This is a genomic window from Streptomyces sp. NPDC001617 (genome assembly GCF_053596855.1).
In genome coordinates this window covers 39,499-58,843 of record NZ_JBSFHA010000049.1, presented here as the reverse complement: position 1 = coordinate 58,843, position 19,345 = coordinate 39,499, and the positions used below count along the sequence as shown (strand labels likewise).

General features: G+C 71.0%; 20 protein-coding genes and 1 pseudogene. 9 read left to right on the top strand and 12 right to left on the bottom strand.

The features are described from left to right. Positions 1-20 precede the first annotated feature (20 nt). On the top strand, positions 21-1,229 hold the full coding sequence (locus ACWC09_RS31395; RefSeq protein ID WP_450854288.1) for a carbohydrate-binding protein: 1,209 nt from the start codon (positions 21-23) through the stop codon (positions 1,227-1,229). Between the two features lie 284 nt (positions 1,230-1,513). After that, complete coding sequence (locus ACWC09_RS31390) at positions 1,514-2,077, top strand: hypothetical protein (protein ID WP_450854287.1); 564 nt, start codon at positions 1,514-1,516, stop codon at positions 2,075-2,077. A gap of 14 nt (positions 2,078-2,091) precedes the next feature. On the opposite strand, the gene gap is transcribed toward ACWC09_RS31390, so the two are convergent. The 3 genes from gap to ACWC09_RS31375 all read right to left on the bottom strand — a co-directional run bounded on the left by gap (position 2,092) and on the right by ACWC09_RS31375 (position 6,149). After that, positions 2,092-3,090, bottom strand: coding sequence for a type I glyceraldehyde-3-phosphate dehydrogenase (gene gap / locus ACWC09_RS31385; protein ID WP_450854286.1), 999 nt, complete (start codon positions 3,088-3,090; stop codon positions 2,092-2,094). Between the two features lie 103 nt (positions 3,091-3,193). Next, positions 3,194-4,150 (bottom strand): GlxA family transcriptional regulator, encoded by a 957-nt coding sequence (locus ACWC09_RS31380; RefSeq protein ID WP_450854285.1) that lies wholly within the window; start codon positions 4,148-4,150, stop codon positions 3,194-3,196. A gap of 592 nt (positions 4,151-4,742) precedes the next feature. Continuing rightward, positions 4,743-6,149 (bottom strand): DHA2 family efflux MFS transporter permease subunit, encoded by a 1,407-nt coding sequence (locus ACWC09_RS31375; RefSeq protein WP_450854312.1) that lies wholly within the window; start codon positions 6,147-6,149, stop codon positions 4,743-4,745. Positions 6,150-6,288: 139 nt separating this feature from the next. Between ACWC09_RS31375 and ACWC09_RS31370 the strand changes: the two genes are divergently transcribed. Continuing rightward, positions 6,289-6,720, top strand: a complete 432-nt coding sequence (locus ACWC09_RS31370; RefSeq protein WP_450854284.1) for a MarR family winged helix-turn-helix transcriptional regulator — start codon at positions 6,289-6,291, stop codon at positions 6,718-6,720. Between the two features lie 55 nt (positions 6,721-6,775). On the opposite strand, the gene ACWC09_RS31365 is transcribed toward ACWC09_RS31370, so the two are convergent. Both ACWC09_RS31365 and ACWC09_RS31360 read right to left on the bottom strand, forming a co-directional pair. After that, positions 6,776-6,952, bottom strand: a complete 177-nt coding sequence (locus tag ACWC09_RS31365; RefSeq protein ID WP_356351514.1) for a hypothetical protein — start codon at positions 6,950-6,952, stop codon at positions 6,776-6,778. 68 nt (positions 6,953-7,020) lie between these two features. Then, positions 7,021-7,461, bottom strand: a complete 441-nt coding sequence (locus tag ACWC09_RS31360; RefSeq protein ID WP_450854283.1) for an OsmC family protein — start codon at positions 7,459-7,461, stop codon at positions 7,021-7,023. Between the two features lie 78 nt (positions 7,462-7,539). Here ACWC09_RS31360 and ACWC09_RS31355 point away from each other — a divergent pair, with 78 nt between their 5' ends. The 3 genes and pseudogenes from ACWC09_RS31355 to ACWC09_RS31345 all read left to right on the top strand — a co-directional run. Then, positions 7,540-7,698, top strand: a complete 159-nt coding sequence (locus ACWC09_RS31355) for a hypothetical protein (protein ID WP_450854282.1) — start codon at positions 7,540-7,542, stop codon at positions 7,696-7,698. 275 nt (positions 7,699-7,973) lie between these two features. Continuing rightward, positions 7,974-8,732 carry a helical backbone metal receptor gene (locus ACWC09_RS31350; protein ID WP_450854311.1) on the top strand — a complete coding sequence of 253 codons (759 nt, stop codon included), beginning with the start codon at positions 7,974-7,976 and terminating at the stop codon, positions 8,730-8,732. 147 nt (positions 8,733-8,879) lie between these two features. Next, a pseudogene (locus ACWC09_RS31345) lies at positions 8,880-9,575 on the top strand (DsbA family protein); the annotation flags it as partial. A gap of 209 nt (positions 9,576-9,784) precedes the next feature. Here ACWC09_RS31345 and ACWC09_RS31340 read toward each other — a convergent pair. Then, the gene (locus ACWC09_RS31340; RefSeq protein ID WP_450854281.1) at positions 9,785-10,702 is read right to left on the bottom strand and encodes an SGNH/GDSL hydrolase family protein; all 918 of its coding nucleotides are present in this window, start codon (positions 10,700-10,702) and stop codon (positions 9,785-9,787) included. Positions 10,703-11,167: 465 nt separating this feature from the next. Here ACWC09_RS31340 and ACWC09_RS31335 point away from each other — a divergent pair, with 465 nt between their 5' ends. Continuing rightward, entirely contained in the window at positions 11,168-11,395 is a 228-nt protein-coding gene (locus tag ACWC09_RS31335; RefSeq protein WP_450854280.1) for a hypothetical protein, read from the top strand. 110 nt (positions 11,396-11,505) lie between these two features. Here ACWC09_RS31335 and ACWC09_RS31330 read toward each other — a convergent pair whose 3' ends face one another. Both ACWC09_RS31330 and ACWC09_RS31325 read right to left on the bottom strand, forming a co-directional pair. Then, the gene (locus tag ACWC09_RS31330) at positions 11,506-13,032 is read right to left on the bottom strand and encodes an APC family permease (protein ID WP_450854279.1); all 1,527 of its coding nucleotides are present in this window, start codon (positions 13,030-13,032) and stop codon (positions 11,506-11,508) included. A gap of 164 nt (positions 13,033-13,196) precedes the next feature. Next, a complete protein-coding gene (locus tag ACWC09_RS31325) occupies positions 13,197-13,322 on the bottom strand; it encodes a hypothetical protein (RefSeq protein WP_450854278.1) in 126 nt (41 codons plus the stop codon). A gap of 253 nt (positions 13,323-13,575) precedes the next feature. Here ACWC09_RS31325 and ACWC09_RS31320 point away from each other — a divergent pair, with 253 nt between their 5' ends. Further along, complete coding sequence (locus ACWC09_RS31320; RefSeq protein WP_450854277.1) at positions 13,576-14,001, top strand: ATP-binding protein; 426 nt, start codon at positions 13,576-13,578, stop codon at positions 13,999-14,001. Here ACWC09_RS31320 and ACWC09_RS31315 read toward each other — a convergent pair. Genes ACWC09_RS31315 through ACWC09_RS31305 form a run of 3 tightly spaced genes read right to left on the bottom strand, consistent with a single transcriptional unit; the run spans position 13,998 to position 16,740 of the window. Beyond that, entirely contained in the window at positions 13,998-14,537 is a 540-nt protein-coding gene (locus tag ACWC09_RS31315; RefSeq protein WP_450854276.1) for a hypothetical protein, read from the bottom strand. The two genes, ACWC09_RS31320 and ACWC09_RS31315, sit on opposite strands and share 4 nt — an antisense overlap. Next, a complete protein-coding gene (locus ACWC09_RS31310; RefSeq protein WP_450854310.1) occupies positions 14,534-16,003 on the bottom strand; it encodes an ATP-binding protein in 1,470 nt (489 codons plus the stop codon). The genes ACWC09_RS31315 and ACWC09_RS31310 overlap by 4 nt, the downstream gene beginning before the upstream one ends. 56 nt (positions 16,004-16,059) lie before the next feature. Next, on the bottom strand, positions 16,060-16,740 hold the full coding sequence (locus tag ACWC09_RS31305; RefSeq protein WP_450854275.1) for a response regulator transcription factor: 681 nt from the start codon (positions 16,738-16,740) through the stop codon (positions 16,060-16,062). 140 nt (positions 16,741-16,880) lie between these two features. On the opposite strand from ACWC09_RS31305, the gene ACWC09_RS31300 reads away from it, so the two are divergent. Next, complete coding sequence (locus ACWC09_RS31300) at positions 16,881-17,738, top strand: DUF3152 domain-containing protein (protein WP_450854274.1); 858 nt, start codon at positions 16,881-16,883, stop codon at positions 17,736-17,738. An 11-nt stretch (positions 17,739-17,749) separates the two neighbouring features. Here the strand turns inward: ACWC09_RS31300 and ACWC09_RS31295 are convergent, their stop codons facing one another. After that, positions 17,750-19,225: an MFS transporter gene (locus ACWC09_RS31295; protein WP_450854273.1), complete on the bottom strand. Its 1,476-nt coding sequence runs from the start codon at positions 19,223-19,225 to the stop codon at positions 17,750-17,752. Positions 19,226-19,345: the final 120 nt, after the last annotated feature.

The window sequence follows — 19,345 nt, the reverse complement described above, 5'->3', positions numbered from 1 at the left end:
ACCCCCATCGGAGGCACACCGTGAGACGTCTTCGTGCATGTCTCGGCGCAGCCGCTGCCGTCGGGCTCACCGCCGCGGGAACGACCGCCCTCGTGGCGGGCAACGCCTCGGGCGCGACCACCACGCTCAGCAACCGCTGGTACGCCGCCGCCCCCTATCTGATGCCCCTCGACAACGATCCCCCGGACGCCGCCACCATCATGGACGCGAGCGGCCTCAAGGCCTTCCAGCTCGCCTTCGTCCTCGCCCCCAACGGCGGCGGCTGCTCCCCCACTTGGGGCGGCACCGCCGCGGTCTCCTCGGACACCGCCGTCCAGTCCGTCATCAACACCATCCGCGCCAAGGGCGGTGACGTGTCGGTCTCCGTCGGTGGATACGGCGGTACGAAGCTCGGGCAGACCTGTTCGGACGCGGCGGCCACGGCGGCGGCGTATCAGCAGGTCATCACCAAGTACGGCCTCCACGCGATCGACTTCGACCTGGAGGAGCCGGAGTACGAGAACTCCGCGGCGATCAAGAACGAGATCGGCGCCGCGAAGATCCTCCAGCAGAACAACCCCGGTCTGTACGTCTCCGTCACCACGGCCGGCACGGCCGACGGCACGGGCTGGTTCGGCAAGCAGATGCTGCTGGAGGCGAAGTCGCAGGGCTTCACGCCGAACAACTTCTCCATCATGCCGTTCGACGGCGGCTTCAGCGGAGCGGCCTCGCAGACCAGTGCGCTCACCAACTTCAACGCCATCCTCCAGTCGACGTTCGGCTGGGACCAGGCCACGGCCTACGCCCACGAGGGCTTCTCCGGGATGAACGGGCGCAGCGACAGCGGCGAGATCTTCACCCAGACCGACTTCCAGACCGTGCTGGACTACGCCACCAGTCACAACATGGACCGGTTCACCTTCTGGTCCCTCAATCGCGACCGTCAGTGCACTCCCGTCGACAACGGCGGTCGTACGTCCGGCACCTGCTCCAGCGTGGCGCAGAACTCCTGGGACTTCGCCAAGTACTCCGTGAAGTTCGCGGGCGCCACACCGCCCTCCACGACACCCACGCCCACCCCCACGCCGACGCCCACCGGGTGCAAGACGGCCTGGAGTTCGACCGCGGTCTACACCGCGGGCGACGAGGTCTCCTACAACCAGCACAACTGGAAGGCCAAGTGGTGGACCCAGAACGAGGTGCCGGCCGCCACCGACTGGGGCCCGTGGCAGGACGAAGGGGCCTGCTGACGGGCAAGGACCCGAGCAGGGGGTAGCTGCCGCGGGCTCAAGGGGCGCGGGCGCGTCGCCTCCGCCCTCTCATGCATCCGTGCGCCCACGTGTGTGGCCGGATTCCGATCGGTGATCGGGCATCCGGCCGCGCAGTGGGTATCCGTCCAACGCGGATGGAAACAGGCGGAGTTGGGGGGGCTGGCACTGTGGCGCGCCGATCCAGGACCTCCGGCGGTTCGCAGCGACGGCATGACGTGCGCCTGCTGCGCGCCCAAGGGCGTTACGGACCGAGGTTTCGCGACGTGCTGCCGGCCCTCGTGGCGGTTGTCCTGGTCGTGTGCGCCGTGGTCGCCGCCCTGGCCGTGGGGTACCGGGCCGCCGGAATCGGCGTACCGCTCGCGGGAGTTGTGGTTCTGGCCCTCACCGCCACCGTCGCGGTCCGGCGCCGACGGCCGGGCATCCGGCGTCGGCTCGGGTACTACACACCGGACGAACTGCTCGAACTCGACACCCAGGGCCTCGCGTTGGCCGTCGCGCGGATGTTACGCCGGGACGGGTGGCGCGTACGGCTGCTGCCCGCGCCGGACCGGCCCCGGCTGTGCGCCCAGGACCGGGGCGGCCGCCGACTGGACGTGGTCTTCCGGCCGGTGGCGGAGCCCCTGCCCGACGAGGACCCGCCGCATCCCCACCGGCACGGCGGGAACGCGGGGGCACCTCTCCAACTGGTCGTGCACCGGGGGACGTTCCGGGCGCGCGACGTCCGCTGGGCACGGCGGCAGGGAAACACCTGTCTGCTCGACGGCTCCGCGCTCAGGCGCTGGGGACAGGGAACCCGTTTCGGCGAACTGTTCTCGCCCGGTGTGTGACCCGCCGGGATCGGTCAGCCGGCGGCGAGGAGTTCGAGGGTGTCGATCACCCGGTTCGAGAAGCCCCACTCGTTGTCGTACCAGGCGACCACCTTCACATGGCGGCCGTCGACGCGGGTGAGGGCCGAGTCGAAGATCGACGACGCCGGGTTGCCCGTGATGTCGGACGAGACCAGCGGGTCCTCGGAGTACTCCAGGATGCCTGCGAGGGGGCCCTCGGCCGCGGTCCGGTACGCCGCGAGAACGTCGTCGCGGGTCACGTCACGGGCGACCGTGGTGTTGAGTTCGACGATCGAGCCGACCGGGACGGGCACACGGATGGAGTCGCCCGACAGCTTGCCCTCCAGGTTCGGCAGGACGAGGCCGATCGCCTTCGCGGCGCCCGTGGTGGTCGGCACGATGTTGACTCCGGCGGCGCGCGCCCGGCGGGCGTCGCGGTGCGGGCCGTCCTGCAGGTTCTGCTCCTGCGTGTAGGCGTGCACCGTCGTCATGAAGCCGTGCTCGATACCGGCGAGTTCGTCGAGCACCGCGGCCAGCGGAGCGAGCGCGTTGGTCGTGCACGAGGCGTTCGAGACGATCGTGTGCAGGGCCGCGTCGTACGCGTCGGTGTTGACGCCGAACGCGAGCGTGACGTCGGCGCCGTCCGAGGGCGCGCTCACGAGGACCTTCTTCGCGCCCGCGTCGAGGTGGGCGCGGGCGGCCTTGGCCGAGGTGAAGCGGCCGGTGGCCTCCAGCACGATGTCCACGCCCAGTTCGGCCCACGGCAGTTCGGCCGGCTCGCGTTCGGCGAGCACGGTGATGCGGTGGCCGTCGACGACGAGGGCGTTGCCGTCGACGGTCACCGGGCGGCCGAGCCGGCCGGCCGTGCTGTCGTAGGCGAGCAGTCGCGCGAGGGTGGCCGGTTCCGTGAGGTCGTTGACGGCGACCACTTCGAGGCTGCTGTCACGCTCCAGCAGTGCGCGCAGCACATTGCGTCCGATGCGGCCGAATCCGTTGATGGCGATGCGAGTCATCAGTGTCCCTTCCTTCGCCACCAGGTTCGCTCGCGGTCTGCGCCGCTGACAGTGGCGGGATCGCCATGGTTCAAAAGGATCGCGCCACCCGCCACCCGGTGGGCTACTCGCCCTGGGCGAAGGTGCGCCGGTACTCGCTGGGGGTCGTGCCCAGGATGCGGTGGAAGTGCAGCCGTAGATTCGCGCCCGTGCCCAGCCCGACGTCGGCGGCGATCTGTTCGACGCTGCGCTCGGAGCGTTCGAGCAGTTCGCGGGCCATGTCGATGCGGGCCCGCATCACCCACTGCATCGGCGTGTACCCGGTCTCCTCGACGAAGCGGCGCGAGAACGTGCGCGGAGAGACCGCCGCCTGCCGGGCCAGGGTCTCCAGGGTGAGGGGTTCGTCGAGCCGGTGCAGCGCCCATTCGCGGGTGGCGGCGAACCGTTCCCCGAGCGGCTCGGGCACACTGCGCGGCACGTACTGCGCCTGGCCGCCGCTGCGATAGGGGGCCGCGACCAGGCGCCGGGCCGCGTGGTTCGAGGCGGCCACTCCGAGGTCGCCGCGCAGGATGTGCAGGCACAGGTCGATGCCCGAGGCCGCGCCGGCCGACGTCAGCACGCTGCCCTCGTCCACGAACAGGACGTTCTCGTCGACCTGGACGAGGGGGTGCCTCGCCGCCAACGCGCGCGTGTAGTGCCAGTGGGTCGTGGCCCGCCTGCCGTCGAGCAGGCCTGTCGCCGCGAGGGCGAAGGCGCCGGTCGAGATCGCGGCCAGCCGCGCGCCCCGGGCGTGGGCGGCCCTCAGCGCGTCGACCACGGTCGGCGGCGGATCGTCCCGGTCCGGAAACCGGTAGCCGGGAACGAAGACGATGTCCGCCCAGGCGAGCGCCTCCAGACCGTGGGCGACGTGGTACGAGAGGCCGTCGCCGCCGGTCACCAGACCGGGTGCCGCGCCGCACAGCCGTACCTCGTACGGCATGCTCGCGCGCGTCGTGAACACCTGCGCGGGGATTCCGACATCGAGCGGCTTGGCACCTTCGAGCACGAGGACGGCAACTCGACGCAGACGGGAGGCTGACACGCGGACACGATACGCAGCCGACCGACGCCGCCGACTCAGCCGGCGTCCGCCCGGCGGGGCACCGTCGGCGTCAGCCGGTGTCCGCCCGGCGGGGCACCGTCGGCGTCAGCCGATGTCCGCCCGGCGGGGCACCGTCGGCGTCAGCCGGTCTTCGCGCGGCGGCGCGGCGGCGCGGCGGCGCATCATTGGCGTGAGCCGGTCTCCGTGAAGCCGCGCGGCGTCGCCGTCAGCCGGTGTCCGCCCGGCGGGGCATCATCGGCGTCAGCCGATGTCCACCCAGCGGGGCCCCGTCAGCGTCAGCCGGTCTTCGCGCGGCGGCGCGGCGGCGCATCATTGGCGTGAGCCGGTCTCCGTGAAGCCGCGCGGCGTCGCCGTCAGCCGATGTCCGCCCGGCGGGGCATCATCGGCGTGAGCCGGTCTTCGCCCGGTCGCGTGCCGTCGCCGTCAGCCGGTCGTCGCGCCGCGGCGCGGCGGCGCATCATTGGCGTGAGCCGGTCTCCGTGAAGCCGCGCGGCGTCGCCGTCAGCCGGTGTCCGCCCGGCGGGGCATCATCGGCGTCAGCCGATGTCCGCCCGGCGGGGCCCCGTCAGCGTCAGCCGGTCTTCGCGCCGCGGGGCTCCCGTGCCGCCGGCCGGTTCGTGGCAGTGGTGGTGCTTGCCGCCGCACGGGCCTGCGCGTCCGGGAGGGTGAAGGCGAAGACGGAGGTCACCGCCGCGATGGCGGCGAGGGCCAGGTAGGCGTGCTGGTAGGCGGTGACGGGCGGGTTCGCGGCGGCGGCCGCGGGGGTGTTGAGGACCAGGGCGGTGGTCACCATGGCCGGTGCGAGGGCGCCGCCGGTCTGGCGTACGACGGTGTTGAGGGTGGAGGCCTGAGCCAGATCCTTGCGGGCGACGGTCGCGAGCGAGGCCACGGTCGTCGGCATGAAGACCCCGCCCATGGCGATGCCGAGCAGGAACATGTAGGCGCGGAAGGTCCACAGGCCGGTGTGCTCGTCGCAGGTGGAGAAGAGCAGCAGCACCAGGCTGACCCCGGCCAGACCGCAGCCGACGATGATCCGGGGGCCCACGCGGGCGTAGAGGATCCCGGCGACCTGGACGGTCAGCAGGACACCGAAGGCCTCGGGGAAGGTGCTGGTGCCGGACTCCAGGGCGGTGCGGCCCTGTCCCTGCTGGAGGAAGAGCGGGCCGAGGAACATCGCGCCCAGCATCGGCACCAGACCGACCAGGTTGATCAGGTTGGTGTCCCGGAACAGCCGGTTCGCGAACAGGCGCAGCTTCAACAGCGGTGCGGTGGCGCGCAGTTGGTGGATCACGGCTGCGGCGAGCAGGACCGTCCCGAGGGCGAGGGCGGTGACGACGACGGTGGAGGTCCAGCCGCGGTTGGGGCCTTCGCAGACGCCGAACATGGTGGTGCCCAGCGCCGCCGCGCACAGCAGCAGGCCCGGCAGATCGAAGCGGGGCGGCCGGTGGCCGCGGTGCGCGGCGAGGAACAGCGTCCCGAACAGCACGGCCGGCAGGCCCACCGGCAGGTTGACGTAGAAGACCCAGCGCCAGGAGAGATGGTCGACCAGCAGGCCGCCGAGGACGGGTGCGGCCGCCGGGGCCATCTGCTGCGGGACGATCATGTAGCGGGCCACGCGCACCTGCTCGGCGGAGTTGAACGTGGCGTAGAGCAGCGCGGCCGAGGCCGGGAACAGCACGCCCGCTGACAGCCCCTGGAGCGCGCGGAAAGCGACGAGTTGGGCCAGGGAGGCGGCCGCGCCGCACAGCAGGGACGAGCCGAGGAAGGCGGTGAGCGCGGTGAGCAGGACGCGTTTGCCGCCGAGGCGTTCGACCAGCCAGGCGGAGGCCGGAATGGCCATCGCCAGGCAGACCGGGTAGACCACGACCACGCCGTCCAGGGCGGCGGTCGTGAGTCCGAACTGGGCGGCGATCGACGGAAGCGCCACGGTGGTGATCGCCCCGTCGACGATGGCGATGAACGTCACGCTGACGCACATCACGGGGACGACGAGACGCTGGCTGAGGCGGAGGGAGGGGACGGACAGGCGGGGACGGCGAGGGAACGACAGCACATACTGAGCATACTCACTATGTGAGTGCTCATAGAATGGGGTTTTCGGCGGAACGGGGAGCGGCATGGCGGTGCAAGGAAGCAGCGACGTCCTGGTCGACGAGCTCTACGAGACCACCCATCAACTGCGCAATTTCGTGGAGGCCCGACTGCGCAAGGGCGGGGCCTCCGTCGCCCGGCTGCGCGCCATGCGGATGCTCGCGCACGCCGAACAGCCGCTGCGCATGCGGGACTTGAGTGAGATGACGGGGGTCGCGGCGCGGACCACGACCAGCATCGTCGACGGCCTGGAACGCGACGGGCTGGTCGAGCGGGTGCGACACCCGCACGACCGCCGTGCGTTCCTGGTGCGCCTGACCGACGCCGGTGTGCGCTGCCACCGCGAGGCCGAGGAGGTGGACCGTCTCGCGCTCGCGGAGGCGACGGCCGCGCTCGGCGGCGAGGACCGCGAGCGGCTGCGGACCCTGCTCGCGCGGATCCGTACGGCCACGTCCTGAGAGAGAACCCGTACGGCCCCGCCCTGACAGCGGCCGGCGGTGCCCCGGCCGGGCGTCAGCGCCTGCGGCCTCGCACGGACCAGCCGCTGCCCACGCCGGCCAGGTGCAGGGCCAGCGCAGTGAGGCCGAGCAGCATCACGTTGGTCGAGGTGAAGGTGTCGTTCGTCGAGATGTCCGCCGCGTTGATCAGGAAGGCGAGAAAGAACAGGATCGCCGAGATGATCGCCAACATGGTGTCCGCCCTTCGGCCGGCCGAGCCACTCGAACCGGCTGAACTGCGGGTGCCCCCGACGGAGATCGTCAGGCGTCCTCGACGGTCGCCGTCACCGGTGTGCCGATCTCGACCGTGCGGCTGACGGTGCACAGCCGGTCGTGCGAGGTCTTCACCGCCCGGGGAAGAATGGCCCGGGCGCGGTCCGCGCCGTCGCCGTCCGGGAAGGTGACGGAGAAGACGACCCCGAGGTCGGTCATACGGTTGCCGAGCTCGTCGTCGGTCTTGTGGCCGGTGACCGTGACGGAGAACCTGCTGGGTTCCGCGTGCCGACCGGTGGCGATGTCCACGTCCACCGCCGTGCAGCCGCCGAGCGCGGCGAGCAGCAACTCCACCGGGGTGAACTCGGCATCGGTGCCCGGGGCCGAACCGGTGCCGAAGGTGATCGTGCCGCCGCGAGGGTTCGTGGCGACGAAGTGGCCGGTGCCGGTTCGCTCGACGGTGACGGAGCGCAGGGAGTCTTCGGTCATACGTCGACCCTAGTGCCGTGGCAGCACCTTCCCCGGGTTGAGCAGGCCCCGGGGATCGAGTGCGTCGGTGGCGGCTGGGTGGCATCGGCCGCCGAGACCGCCCCTCCGTACGGGACCGCCGTCGTGGACGGCTTGGCGACGTTCAGCCGGAGCACGACGCACGCCCCCGAACTCGTAGTCAGTGAACTGGTCACCAATGCCATCCGCTACGTCCGGCCCCCGTCCGACGGCGGCTGATCCACGAACGCGGCATCATCATCTGCGAAGTCCCCGGCAGCGGCGGCACGAGCCCTCGACTGTGCCGCGCCCGCGTCTTCGACGAGGGCGGCCGCGGCCTGCTTCTGGTAGCCCAGCTCACCCAGCGATGGGGCCCCGTTACACCGGCACCGGCAAGACCATCTGGGCCGAGCAGCCGACTTCCACGCGGTCCGACTGACCTTCGAGCCCCGGTACGGTTGCGCCGATCGGACCGCGCGGCCACGACCCCTGAGGAGACATCGGTGAGAGACGACATGGGAACGCTCGTGGCGGTCCCCCGGCCCGTCCAGCGGGTGGTCTCCCTCGTCCCCTCGCTGACCGAGGCACTGGCCCGGTCCGTCTCCGACTTGCTGGTCGGTGCAACCGACTGGTGCACCCACCCGCCCGATCTCGACGTGGCGCGCGTCCGCGGCACGAAGAATCCGAATCTCGGCACCATTCGCAAGCTGCGACCGGACCTGGTCCTGGCGAACAAGGAGGAGAACCGGGAAATCGACGTGCGCAGACTGCGGGACAGCGGTATCGCCGTGTGGGTGACCGTGATCGAGACGGTTCCCCAAGGCCTGGCCTCCCTCGAGCGGATCTTCACCGTGGCTCTCGACCGCCCGGTTCCGGAGTGGCTGATCACCGCGCGAGCACTGTGGGGTGCCCCACCCCGGGACCCAGTGGTCGACGTCGCCATCCCGATCTGGCGAGACCCCTGGATGGTGGTGGGCAGCTCGACGTTCACGGGCGACCTGGTACGCCGAGCCGGCATGTGCAACGTCTTCGCCGACCACCCCCAGCGCTACCCGCACATCGACGTCGACCGCATCGACAGCAGTGGCGCCGACGTCGTGCTGCTCCCCGACGAGCCCTACCTCTTCACCGCGTCGGACGGCCCCGAGGCGTTCGAACTCACCCCGACCGAGCTGGTGAACGGCCGGATGCTCACCTGGTACGGCCCTTCCCTGATCGAGGCCCATCACATGCTGCGCGACCTGAGGCGGCTCCATTCCGGCCGAAGGCACTGACAGATGTGCACCCGAATGACGAGCCTGATGAATTATTGACCTATATGTCGACCGAGGTTATCCCTGGAACATGACTGAAGGACGATCCTGGCTCCGTCGGCCTGGTGGGAGTCGTTCGACATCCGGCAGCACCTCGGCCACGCCCGCATGGCCGTGACCTACCCCAGCCGCGCCGGAGCCGTATCGCTCGACGACCTGCTCACCTCGGACCCGCAGCTCGTGACCCAGGCCCTGGCGGACTTCGCCGGCATCACGCCGAGCGAAGTACCCGGCACGCAGATCACGCACTGGGTCCTGAGCAGGCCCCTCCACACCCCACATCACCATCACCGCTTCCACAGCGAAGCCGGATCCTCCACCCCCACCATCCACGTGAACTGCCCCGACGCCTGGGGACCCACAGCCGACACACTCGTCCGGCAGGCACGGGAACTCGTCCGGCAAGGCGCCCACGTCATCCGGCTCACCGGCGAGGACTCCCGCAGCGCGCTGCTAGACATCAAGTCCGGGCGGAATCCGGACGGCCCAAGCGGCCCCGGCATTCGTGATGCTCGCCTCGAACGAGGCGTCGTGGATGTGTGGAGCGACGTCATGTGCCCGTTCTGCTACATCGGCGACACCGTGCTCGCGCAGGCCGTGGAGAGATTTCCGCACGGCTCCGACGTCGAGATCCGCTACCACAGCTTCCAGTTGATGCCGCACCTGCCGGCCGACCACGCCGTCGACCTCAATGAGCTGTTGGAAAGGGAACGCGGATTCCCCAGGGCACAGGCCAAGGCGATGAACGCCCAGGTCGCCACCCATGCCGCACAGTTCGGGCTGGACTTCCGCCTCGACTCGGCGATCGGGGCCAACACCCGTGCCGCCCACCGGCTGATCGACCACACATGGCGCGCAGATCTCAATCAGCAGTCAGGGCGCCCCGGAGAGCCGGGCGGCCACTCGTTCGAAGCCACTGATGGCAGAGAACCGTCAGCCACACCCGGCCCTCCCGGGCCACCCGACAACTTACGGAGAACCGTGGCGAAGTACGCGGTCAGGACATCCGCAGGTCAGCGCTCATGCCCCCGTTCCAGCTGCTCGAGGACCGCTTGTGCCATGGCTTGCTCCCCCTTGGCGTTGGGGTGCGCGGGAGCCGCCGGGGAGGCCGGCTGCAGTGGCTCGATCCAGCGGTCGGCGGGCAGTTTGCACATGTCGTGGCCCCGAGTGGGCGCGTAGGTGTCGACGTAGTCGGCGTGGTTGAGGGCTGCCGTCAGGCGGAGCATCAGGTTGAGGCGCTTCTCGGTGTCGCGCAGGTAGGGGAAGTCCTTGGCCGCGAAGGGGACCGAGGGGTAGCAGCCGGTGCCGTCGTCGGGCAGGAGGTCCGGGTATCCGACGACCAGCACACGCGCGTGCGGCGCCCGGTGGTGCACGGCCCTGAGCACCTGAGTGATCTTCGGTGCCGTCTTCAGGACAGCCAGCGCCAACTGGTCGTAGCCGGAGGCCGTGTAGTGGCTCTGGCAGGGGTTGCCCGCGAGGTCCGTCGCGGCGAGCTGGGCGCAGGTGGCGATGATGGAACCGAACCCGACGTCGTTGCCGCCGATCTGGACCGTCACCAAGTCGGTGTCCGGCCGCAGTGCGTCCAGTTGGGGTCCGTTGGTGCCCTGCGGCTTCCACATCTCCTCGGTCGTCGCTCCCGCGCAGCTCACGTCCGTGAGAACGGTCCCCTTGCTCGTCGCCGCCACCAGGGACGGGTAGTTGTGGTCGGACCGGGCGCAGTTCGCGTCGACCTGGCGCGGGATGAGCGGACCCGAGGTGTAGGAGTCCCCGAGGGCCACGTACTGCCGGTCCCGGTGCCCGCCGGGCGAGCCGTGTGCCACGGCCGGTGTCCCGGCGGCCAGGACCAGCGCGCAGCCGCTCACCGCCGCGGCGCCCGCCCTTGCCCGTCGACGTCTTCGCGCACCGGTGGCCGGATGCGTGTCACGTTTCATGCAGAGCCTCCTCGTCCGAGCCTCATGACAGGGCACGGCCCCCGTGCGGTCGTCGCCCGTTCAACTGGGCTTGTATACCGGCGAGTAGCGCATATCGGCCAGGGGTGTACGACAACCAATTCGCCCGGTGACGGAATGCGGGGCGAAAAAGGGTGAACGGGCCCTCTGTGCAGGCGAGTTCGAACTGGCGCGAATCATCTGGATACGCGACATACCGCACGCGGCGTGCGCAATTGACGGAGAGTCAACAACGGGCGTCATACAAGCGGCTTGCGATGCGCACGGAGGCGAACGCCGCCGCCGACAGGCGCCAGGCACGCGGATCGACGCCCGAGAGACCATGATCCATCCGTCCCTGGACATCCTCACCAAGACCACCTTCTCCGGCGCGGTCGCCGGGCTGCGTGCCACCGGGTCAACCGCTCACCGACCAGCAGCTCCGTTCCGAGGTCCTCACCCTGGCGCTTGGCCGCCACCGAGAACTCCGCGAGCATGATGGCGTGGGTGGTGTACGAGTTCGCGCAACCCGGAGGTCGAGGCCCGGGTCATGGAGCAACTGCGCGAGGGGCACGGCGCCGAGCCGGTGAGCTGCTGCGGCTGCAGCACACGGGCTGGATCGTGACGTACCGCACCCTCGCCAAGCCCCAGCCAGAGCCATGGACCCTGCCGGCCGGCACCGATCTCGCCCACTGAGGGCAAGCGGGCGGCGTTCGCGGTATCGCCCGTCCGAGCGGTCCGCTGTGCACGGAGCGGATCCGGTCCTCGGTGATGGCCGGATCCGCCTCTTCTGGTGCCGCGGGGTGCTACTGCTTGGCGGCCGCCTTGCGGGTGGGGCTGCCCAGCGCCCAGAACAGGACGCCGAGAAGCACGAAGGCGACGAGGGGGACGGCCTCCGTCAGCAGGTAGTTCCAGCGCTCGTGGTACTTCCAGCCGTCCGGCGTGTAGCCGGAGCCGAACCAGTGGTCACCGAGGCCGGGAGCGACCAGCTGCACGCTCGCGAACAGGATCAGCACGGTGAGGACCGTGCTGATGGTGCGGGGCATCGGCGCGCGGTAGGGGCGGGGCACGTCGGGGGCCTTGCGGCGCAGCACGGCGAGGGCCGGGAAGATGCCCAGGTAGCTGATGAGCGTGGTGGAGATGGCGAGGCCCAGGACAGCCCCGAAGAGCTTGGCGGCGCTGCCGTTGGTCAGCTCGTGGGCCAGCACCAGGACGAGGGTGGAGACCAGGCCGCTGAGGATGTTGACCCGCACCGGCGTGCCGAAGCGGCTGGAGATGACGCCGAGGAAGCGCGGCGCCGCGCCGTCGTAGCCGGAGACGGCGAGGGCGCGGTCGGAGCCCATGACCCAGGTGACGCCGGAGGACAGCAGCGTGAGGATGAACATGATCGCGGCGAAGTCCCCGAGGAGGCTGCCGGCTCCGCTGAGGGTGGCCGTGCCGTCGGCCGCGACATGACCGCCGTACACGGTGAAGACCTCGCGCATCGCGTCGAGGAACCCGCCGAGCCCGCTGATCGCCTTGACGGGCAGGACGAGCAGGATGCCGAGGATCGGCAGCCCGTACAGCAGGACGGCGAGGAAGGCGCTGCGGAAGATGGCGTAGGGCACGTCCTTGCGGGCGTCGGTCATCTCGTCGCCGGCGGTGTTGGGGAGTTCGAAGCCGACGTAGTTGAACATCAGGACGGGCACCAGGCCGACGAATCCGGCGTACGTCGGGGAGAAGTCACCGGAGCCGAACCCGTGCAGGCCGTGCTTGACGCCGTAGAGCACGACCGTGACCGTGAACAGGCCCAGGAGGACGATGCGGCTCCAGGCGCCGACGGTCGGGATCCACTTGCCGACGTCGAAGGAGAGGATCGCCGCGAGCACGCCCACCCAGATGAAGACGAGGGTGAAGACGTAGAAGGCGGGGGTGCTCAGGTCCTTGCCGTCGTGGAAGAAGGTCGTGAAGGCCGTGACGGCGGCGACGGCGAGGGTGCCGCCGAGCCAGACCGGGTTGGTGATCCAGTAGAGGAAGTTGTTGACCGCGCCGGCCAGGCGGCCGAAGGCCCGGCTGGTCCAGATGTAGGGGCCGCCCTCGTCGGGGAACGCGGCCCCGAGTTCGGCGGTCAGCAGTGCGGAGGGCACGAAGAAGACGGCGGCGAGCACGATCAGCCAGGTGAAGGCCTCGGCGCCGGAGGAGGCCACGGTGCCGATGGTGTCCACGCCGACGATCGTGCACAGCAGGAAGAAGAGGATGTCGAAGCGGCCGAAGTGCTTGCGCAGCTTCTGCCGTTCCACCTGCGCGGCTGCCGGCGCACCGGCCGACTCGGGTGCTACAGGGCCAGCGGTCACCGTGCGCTCCTGTGTACTCGTGCTGTAGGAGAGATCTGGCCAATGATCGGCGTCGTCGCACAACCGCACAAGCGTTCCTGTACAACTTTTGACCAACGCGTCTCCGGATGGATGCGCCGGAAACCGCGCGGCACCATCCGCAGCGGGACGACCCGTGCCGCTGGTCAGCCCGGCAGCAGATAGCGGGTGAGACGGGAGCGGGCCTTGGCCGGGCTGACCCCGAGGGCCCTGCCGATCGTCTCCGGCGAGAGTTCGTCGGCCTGCGCATCCGACCGTCGTAAGCCCGCCATTCACGGGTCTCGGCACATGGTGGCGGTTGATGTCACCGACGGTAGCCCCGGGAGTCCTGTGTCGCCAGGATGCCGCGTCGTGAACTCCGGCCAGGGGCAGGGGCGTTGGCGAGGGCGCCGGTCGAGGGGGTTGGCGATCTCCGGGGCAGGGAATCACGACGGGGCAGGGCCGGCCGCGCACAATCTGCCGCGGCCCCGGTGAGCGGACAGGCCGCGGGGTAGCCGGGTGTCCCAGGAGGGGATGTGATCCACGATGCGTACGCAGGGGCGTACCCATCGGCGTTCGGAACGTGTGGAGTTCCTGCTGCCCGACGAGGCCGCTTCGGCGGGTCGGGCACGGCGGCTCACCTCGAGGTTTCTCGCCCGCTCCCGTCCTCGCGTGACGCGGGCGGAGGCGGAGCGGGTCGACGACGTGAAGCTCGTCGTGTCCGAGCTGGTCGCCAACGCCACGCAACATGCCGGCAGCGCCTGCCGGCTGCGGCTACAGGTGTCCGAGGAGTGGGTCACCGTCGAGGTCTACGACGACAGCCCGCTCCCGCCCCGGGCACGGCCGTTCACGGCCGACGGCGAGAGCGGGCGCGGCCTGGCGATGGTGCGCTGTCTGGCGGAGCGCCTCGACGTCACCGCGCTCACCGGGGGTGGCAAGCGCGTGCGCGCGGTACTGACCCTCTCCGGCTAGCCGACGGCGCACTGCTTCCCGGTCCCCTCGACGCGTCGGTGGTCCGGGCCGGTGACGGTCACCGGCAGTGGTTCGATGCCGGGGGCGGCGAGGCGTTGGGCATCGACAGCCGTGCAGATGATCTGACGGGCTCCGAGGTCGTCCGGGCTTCCCATGAGCGCGGTCAGCTCGATGGTCACGCTGTTTCGGTGCGGTATCACCTTCACCAGGTCCGACGGGGCGGCTTCCGCCGTGGCACCGTTCGTGGCCGCGACGGGCGCCGGATGCGGCAGCCGGGTCGTGACGCCCTTGAACCGTTCCGGCAGGGTCGGGCCCTGGAGCAGCAGCTGTACGGCCTCTTCGACACCGACCGCCGAGGTGAACCGGCGGCGCACGGCGATCAGGGTGCCGTTCGTCACGAAGTAGACCCGGACCGTCGGCGCCACGCCGCTCGCCGGCCCGCCCGCCTGCACGACTCCGGTCGTGGGGATGCCGCAGGAGGTGAGCCCGGACAGCGCCGCGAGGAACAGCAGCGTGGCTCGGCGTACGGCTCTCATGGGCGGCGCTCCTTCGCCGGTACGGCGCCCGGGGTGGCGTCGTCCGGCAACTCGTGGGTGTGCAGCGGGAGTTCCACGGTGAAGACGGCGCCGCCCGCGGGCCGGTTCGCGGCGCGGACGGTGCCGCCGTGCACCCGGACGTTCTCCGCGGCGATGGCGAGACCCAGGCCGCTGCCCTCGGTGCGGGTGCGGGCGTCGTCCGACTTGTAGAAGCGCTCGAAGACATGGGGCAGCACGTGATCGGGGATGCCGGGCCCGCTGTCCAGCACCTCGATGACGGCCAGTCGGCCCGTGTCCGGCGTTCCGCCCCCGGTCAGGCGCAGCTGGACCGGGCGGGCGCCGTGCCGCAGGGCGTTGCCGACCAGGTTGGCGACGACCACGTCCAAGCGGCGCGGGTCGACACGGCCGCGCAGTACGTCGGGTGGTGGCAGGTGGGTGTGCACCAGGTCTGTCCAGGCGCGGGCGGCGAGGGTGCGGCGCAGTGACTCGGCGAGGTCGATCTCGTCCAGGTGCAGCACGGCGGCGCCCGCGTCGAAGCGGGAGATCTCCATCAGGTCGTCCACCAGGCGGGCCAGCTTCACGGTCTCCTGGCTGATCAGCCGGACGGCGGTCGCGGTGTCCGGGTCGAGGCGGGCGGCGTCCTCGTCGAGGACGTCGGTGACCGCGGACATGGCGGCCAGCGGGGTGCGCAGCTCGTGCGAGACGTCCGCGGCGAAACGGCGGGCTCTCGCCTCCATGCCGCGCAGTTCGGCCACCGACTGCTCCAGGGCGGCGGCGGTCTCGTTGAACGTGTACGAGAGATCGGCGAGTTCGTCGGAACCGTTGACCGCGAGCCGGGTCTCCAGACGTCCCTCGGCGATGCTGCGGGTCGCGCTGCGCAGTGCCCGCACCGGGCGCAGCACCCCGCGCGCGGCGAGCAGGGCGAGCAGGACGGCCAGGGCGAGGGCCGGGACGGTGCCCCGTTCGACGGCGGTCACCAGGGCGTCGACGTAGGCCTGTTCGGTGGCCTGCGGGACGGTCAGGAAGACCTGGACACCGGAGGCGGTCGTGCTCTGGTCGGCGAAGGTGACGGACATGCCGACGACGAGCGCGGTGTGGCCACCGCTCTTCACCCGTTGGAAGACGGTGGCCCGGCTGGAGTCCACGGCCGCGTCGAGGGCGGGCGTGAGCTCCTCGAACCGGTCGCCGGGGACCGAGGTCGCGCGCAGGTCGCCGTAGGTGACGAGGACGCGCCAGGCGCCGGACGGTTCGGCGGCGGCCATGTCGGAGGCGAATCGGCGCAGTTCGGCCTCGCTCGGCGGCACGGGCAGCTCCGGGGCGAGCCGGCTCGCCTGCCCGCGCAGCAGCGTGATCACCGCGTCCTGGCTCTGCTGGAGCACGCCGATGCGCGCTTCGCGGAAGGTCAGCGCGCCGGTGGTCATGGCGGTGAGGGCGGCCACGAGCGCGAACGCCACGACCAGGCGCATGCGCAGGCCCCGCAGTTGGGGGGCTCGGACCGCGAACCGGCGTCCGGTGTCCGCCTTCACCGGGCGGCGAACCGGTAGCCGAAGCCGCGGACGGTCTGGATGTGTCCCGAGTCGCCCATCTTGGAGCGCAGCCGTTTGACACAGGCGTCCACCAGGCGTGAGTCCCCGTGGTAGCTGTGCTCCCAGACCGCCTCGAGGAGTTGCTGCCGGCTGAACACCTGTCCGGGCGAGGCGGACAGGGTCAGCAGGAGGCGCACTTCGGAGGGGGCGAGCGGCACGGGGACGCCGCGCAGACTGACCGCGAACCCGGCGCGGTCGACGGCCAGGTCCCCGTAGGTCTCGATCTTCGGAATGCCCGCTTCGACGCCTCCCGCGGCCGCCCGGCGCAGGACGGCGCGGATCCGTGCGCCCAGCACGCGGGCCTGCACGGGTTTGACGACGTAGTCGTCGGCTCCCGCCTCCAGTCCTACGACGATGTCCTCGTCGTCGCCCCGGGCGGTCGCCATGATGATCGGCAGGGTCTGGTCGAGGGCGCGCATTGCGCGGCACACGTCCAGGCCGGGCATGCCGGGCAGCATCAGATCCAGCACCACCACGTCCGGCCGGAAGGACCTGAGCCGCTCCAGCCCCTCCTCCCCCGTCTCGGCGGCGGCGACCTCGTGGTCCTGACGGCGCAGGGCGAGGGCGACGCCGTCCCGGACGGCGCGGTCGTCCTCGATCAGCAGTACGCGTGGCATGGGCACAGTATCCGTACACCGTGCGGCCGTTCGGGGTTCTGTTACGGGATGATCATATTGGCCCCCACCGACCTGAGCGTTATCTGTTCGTTATCATTCGGGCCAGATCCCATCACATCCCGGTCACAACCTGAACGACCATGACCGCGCACAAAGCAACTCCCTCTCGTGGCCGTCGTCGCAGGAAGGGCTCCGGACATGCCGCCGCCCGCGGGCGGAAGAGGTCCCTGTGGGGAGGACTGGCGGCGCTGACCGTGCTCGGAGTGACGGGGCTGGCGGCCACGGGCTGGACATCCCTCGGCGAGGGCGGCGGCCATGCCGACATCGGGGACGCGACCGCCCGGCCGACGCACAGTTCCGCACCGACAGCCCGTACGAAACCGACGCCCAGCCGGTCCGCCACGGCCTCTCCCACTCCCCCGAAGCCCGACATCCCGGCCACGGGACCGGGCACGTACGTCACCGCGTCCGGCGCCAGCGCCACGGTCGGGAAGGGGAAGGTCCTGCGCTACCGGGTCGACGTCGAGAACGGCATCGACCTGTCCGCCGCGGACGTCGCGAAGCAGGTGGACCGCATCCTCGCCGACCCACGCGGCTGGACGGCCGACGGTCACTCCGCGTTCCAGCGCGTGTCGAGCGGTGCGACCGACTTCGTCGTGCGCCTGGCCACGCCCGGGACGGTGGACAAGGTGTGCGCGACGCAGGGCCTGGACACCGGGGGCCAGTACAACTGCAGTGTCAACGGGAACGTGATGGTCAACCTCCGGCGCTGGCTGCTCGCCACACCCGTCTACGCCAAGACGGTCCGCACCTACCGCGCCCTGATCATCAACCACGAGGTCGGCCACTTCCTCGGGCACGGCCACGCCGACTGCCCGGGGCCGGGCCGGCCGGCGCCCGCGATGATGCAGCAGATCAAGGGCATGCACGGGTGCGTCCCCAATGTGTGGCCCTACGACGAGGACGGCACGTACATCACCGGGCCCGCGGTCCCCTGACCGCCAGGGCCTCAGCCCTGGCCCGCGTGCAGATGGCCGTGCGAGACCTCCGGCGGACACGGTGCGCGCCTGGCCCGGCGGTCCCGTCGCCAGTCGTGGAGGGCCAGGGCGAGGGCGCACAGCACGGGGAGGAGGCCGAGGCCGACGGCGGTCGCCACGGCGGCCCGGTAGTCGTGGGGGTGGGCGCCCAGCACCACGTAGAACAGGCCGGGCAGTGCGGCCGTGCCGATCGCTCCGCCCAGTCGCTGTCCGGTCTGCAGGGCGCCGCCCGCCGCGCCCGCCATCCGGACCGGCACCTCCCGCAGGGTCATGGTGACATTGGGCGAGATGACACAGCCGCTGCCCAGACCGCCGACGAACAGGGCGGGCAGCGCGAGCCACACGGCCGTGTCGCGGGGTGCCAGTTCGAGGATCAGGGCGGTCGCGCCCAGGCCGAGGGTCACCGCGGCGAGTCCGCAGACCGTGAGCAGTCTGCCCAGACGGTCCACCAGCCGGCCCGCGATCGCCGCCGCACAGGCCGAGCCGATGGCGAACGGGGTCACCGCCAGGCCCGAACGCAGGGGTGAGTAGTCCAGGCCGTTCTGGAAGAAGAGGGCGAACACCAGCCACACACCGCTGAAGCCGACGAAGTAGAGGGTGGCGATGGCCGCTCCGACCGCATAGCCGCGGGTGCCGGCCACCAAACGGGGGTCCAGCAGCGGTTGGCCTTCACGGGCCGCGATCCTGCGTTCCCAGCGCGCGAACGCCATCAGGAAGGCCGGCCCTACGGCGAACAGCCACCACAGGTGTCGTACGCCGCCTGACTCGGCCAGCACCAGCGGGAGCATCAGTGCCAGGACTCCGCAGCCGAGCAGGACGACACCGCCGAGGTCGAGTCGTTCCCGGCGGCCGGGGGTCGCTCGGGGAAGCAGGCGGATGCCGAGCAGCAGGGCGATCGCGCCGATCGGGACATTGACGTAGAAGATCCACCGCCATCCCTGGGGGCCTCCGGCCAGGGCGAGGATGAGGCCGCCGACGACGGGGCCGACGGCGCTGGAGATGCCGACGGTGGCGCCGAACAGGCCGAAGGCGCGGCCGCGTTCGGCGCCGCGGAACATCTGCTGGATCAGCGCGGAGTTCTGCGGGGCCAGACAGCCGGCGGCGACGCCCTGGGCGAGACGGGCGACGATCAGGAAGGTGATGGTGGGGGCGGCGCCCGCCGCGGCGCTGCACAGGACGAAGGCGGTGAGGGCCAGGAGGAAGATGCGGTGGCGGCCGATCGCGTCGCCGACGCGTCCGGCGGTCACCAGGACCAGGGCGAAGGCCAGGGCATAGCCGGAGACCACCCACTGGATGGCGGGCGCGCCGGCGTGCAGGTCCCGCTGCATGGACGGGAGCGCCACGGCGACGATCGTCACGTCCAGCAGGCTCATGAACCCCGCGACCAGGGTGACCCACAGGGCCTTCCAGCGCCGGGGGTCGGTTCCGGCGTACGCCTGCGTCGGCACGGTGCCTCCTTCGCGCGATCAGGGACCGGATGAGATGAGGGTTCCCGCCCCCGTTCGCGCGACGCCATATTACTGAAACGTAACCTTCATGGGGCTACCGCGGGTAACACGCGCCTCGAT